The organism is Candidatus Megaera venefica, from assembly GCF_034554655.1.
In the GTDB taxonomy this organism is placed as follows: Bacteria; Pseudomonadota; Alphaproteobacteria; order Rickettsiales; family Rickettsiaceae; genus Megaera_A; species Megaera_A venefica.
The window spans coordinates 1-2,902 of the sequence record NZ_JARJFB010000184.1 but is presented as its reverse complement, the minus strand read 5'-3'; the positions used below and the strand labels follow the sequence as shown (position 1 = coordinate 2,902).

Below are 2,902 nucleotides of genomic sequence, written 5' to 3'. Positions count from 1 at the left end.
GGCCTGCCTTGCCAAGCTTTAACATCGTCCATGACATCATCAGTAATTCTACTAACAAGGCTTTCGCTAATGTCAGCCCCGTATAGTTCCTGAATCTGAAGTTTAATATCTGATAGACTCATTCCTTTGGCGTATAAGGATAGAATTTTTTGATCTAAACCTTCAATTCTTGTTTTTCTTTTGGGAATGATTGCAGGTTCAAACTCAGCATCTCTATCCCTTGGAACGTCTATTGTAATAAGGCCATTATCAGTGATTAGATTCTTTTGAGATACACCGTTACGGGCGTTATTAGAAGTGATAATACGATCGTATCTGTCATAACCTAGATGATTATTCATCTCTGCCTGTAAAGCTTTTTCCACAAGACGTTTTGTTAGTTGTTTCAATAACCCGCCTTTGCTTAAAACATTCGATAGATCTACTTCTTTACTTACCAGTAAATCTATCGCTGCGGATATAGCTTCATTATTCTTATTATTGATAGTGTTTTTAGTCATATTTTATTCCTCTTAGTTATATTAATTGATTATATAACCTATAAGGAATTTACACACTTAGATGGACAGACCCAACAAATGCTAGGGGCTTTTTAATTAGTAGTCCTGGCTGAGATTCCTAGTCAACCCAAATATGACTATCTTTTTTTACACAATAGCATTTCCTTGACATAAAATAGCAATTTATGCAATATCCAATAAATTTGTGCGTATGACGTTAATTTATGCACATGGAATTCTATTTACAATTTTATAATAATTGACTAATCACATTATCTTATGAGCAAAAAGTGAATAAAAATAATAAACTATGTATTGCTATCCAAGCAGACCCGTTACACTCTCTAAAAACTAAATCTGATAGCTCCCTTTTCATCGCAGCAGAATTATGTAAACGTGGGTACAGAACTTTTTTCTATACACCACAAGATCTTTTTCTGCAAGATAACGTATGTTTTGCAAAAGGTTACTTTGCTCATGTAGAATTTACAGGACAAGAAAGTAAATTTACTTTACAAGAAAAATCTCATATTAATCTAGATGATGTAGCTGCAATTCTGATCAGGCAAGATCCTCCTTTTGATATGAGTTATATCACAAACACCTATCTTCTTGATAAGATAAATCCCAAAGTGCTAATTCTCAATAATCCAACAGCTATAAGATCTCATAGCGAAAAAGTTATGGCCTTCAAATTTGCAGAATTCATCCCCCCTTCTATGATTATTAGCTCATTGCAAAATGAAGCTATTGAATTCATAAAGGAACATAAACAAGTTGTCATAAAACCTCTATATTGGTTTGGAGGAAAATATTTAGAATTCCTAGAGTGGGATAATGTAGATAATATAGAAACAAAAATTACACTATCCCTTCAAAAGCATCAACACATCATCATTCAAAAATTTCTGCAAAAAGTTTACGAAGGTGATAAACGAATTATTGTGATAGATGGTAAAGTTGAAGCGGTCATGAAACGTATACCTCAATCTGGAAACTTTATAGCAAACCTTGCTGCTGGTGGATCTGCAGAAAAAACTGAAATCACCCTAAAAGAACAAAAAATAATAGATGTTATAGGCCCATATCTCAAAAGTCAGGGAATTATTTTTGCTGGAGTTGATATGATCGATGAATATTTGATAGAAATTAATATCACATCTCCTACTGGCCTTGTAGCAATTGAACAGCTTTATGGTTTGAACTTAGCAAAGCCTATAGTTGATTATATTGAGAGAAAAATATGAATACTGAGCCAAGAGTTGGAATCGGAGTTCTAATTTTTAATTCTAAGCATGAAATACTCCTTGGAAAACGCATTGGTTCTCATGGCGAATTTAGCTGGGTACCTCCTGGTGGACACCTTCATTTCGGGGAAACTATGGAGTTCTGTGCAATCAGAGAAACGGAAGAAGAGACTGGTTTAATAATTCAAAACCCTGAATTTCTTGCTATAACAAACGATTTTTTTGAAAAAGAACAAAAGCATTATATCTCAATTTTTATGCGAGCTAATTATACGCTCGAGCAAAGGATTGAAAATAAAGAACCTCATAAAATTGAGGAATGGTTATGGTTTAATACAAATAATTTACCAGCACCTTTGTTCTTGCCACTAAAGCAATTAATTGAAGGTAAAGGATATGGTGGAAAAATTTGAAAGAATGGCTGGGACGGAAGGACTCGAACCTTCGACCTACGATACCAAAAACCGTTGCTCTACCAACTGAGCTACATCCCAATATGACTATAGATCTTATAACAATATTAACAGCCCCAGTCAATAATAATTTAGGATTACTCATGGCATTGCTAAATGCAGACTGGTAGGGTCTGTCCATCTAAGTGTGTAAATTCCTTATAGGTTATATAATCAATTAATATAACTAAGAGGAATAAAATATGACTAAAAACACTATCAATAATAAGAATAATGAAGCTATATCCGCAGCGATAGATTTACTGGTAAGTAAAGAAGTAGATCTATCGAATGTTTTAAGCAAAGGCGGGTTATTGAAACAACTAACAAAACGTGGTGTGGAAAAAGCTTTACAGGCAGAGATGAATAATCATCTAGGTTATGACAGATACGATCGTATTATCACTTCTAATAACGCCCGTAACGGTGTATCTCAAAAGAATCTAATCACTGATAATGGCCTTATTACAATAGACGTTCCAAGGGATAGAGATGCTGAGTTTGAACCTGCAATCATTCCCAAAAGAAAAACAAGAATTGAAGGTTTAGATCAAAAAATTCTATCCTTATACGCCAAAGGAATGAGTCTATCAGATATTAAACTTCAGATTCAGGAACTATACGGGGCTGACATTAGCGAAAGCCTTGTTAGTAGAATTACTGATGATGTCATGGACGATGTTAAAGCTTGGCAAGGCAGGCC

Annotated in this window: 4 protein-coding genes and 1 tRNA gene; 3 read left to right on the top strand and 2 right to left on the bottom strand. The window is 34.3% G+C overall.

Annotation, left to right across the window (positions count from 1 at the left end; genetic code table 11):
- A partial coding sequence (locus Megvenef_RS08470) for a transposase (protein ID WP_322776251.1) occupies nucleotides 1–500 on the bottom strand: 500 nt, incomplete at its 3' end.
- 290 nt (nucleotides 501–790) lie between these two features.
- On the opposite strand from Megvenef_RS08470, the gene gshB reads away from it, so the two are divergent.
- Both gshB and Megvenef_RS08460 read left to right on the top strand, forming a co-directional pair.
- On the top strand, nucleotides 791–1,747 hold the full coding sequence (gene gshB / locus Megvenef_RS08465) for a glutathione synthase (RefSeq protein WP_322777501.1): 957 nt from the start codon (nucleotides 791–793) through the stop codon (nucleotides 1,745–1,747).
- Nucleotides 1,744–2,160 carry a nucleotide triphosphate diphosphatase NUDT15 gene (locus Megvenef_RS08460; protein WP_322777500.1) on the top strand — a complete coding sequence of 139 codons (417 nt, stop codon included), beginning with the start codon at nucleotides 1,744–1,746 and terminating at the stop codon, nucleotides 2,158–2,160. Before gshB ends, Megvenef_RS08460 begins: the two co-directional genes overlap by 4 nt.
- Nucleotides 2,161–2,165: 5 nt before the next feature.
- Here the strand turns inward: Megvenef_RS08460 and Megvenef_RS08455 are convergent.
- Nucleotides 2,166–2,241, bottom strand: a tRNA-Gln gene (locus Megvenef_RS08455).
- Between the two features lie 161 nt (nucleotides 2,242–2,402).
- Between Megvenef_RS08455 and Megvenef_RS08450 the strand changes: the two genes are divergently transcribed.
- Nucleotides 2,403–2,902 (top strand): transposase (locus tag Megvenef_RS08450; RefSeq protein ID WP_322777499.1); only part of this gene is annotated, 500 nt, incomplete at its 3' end.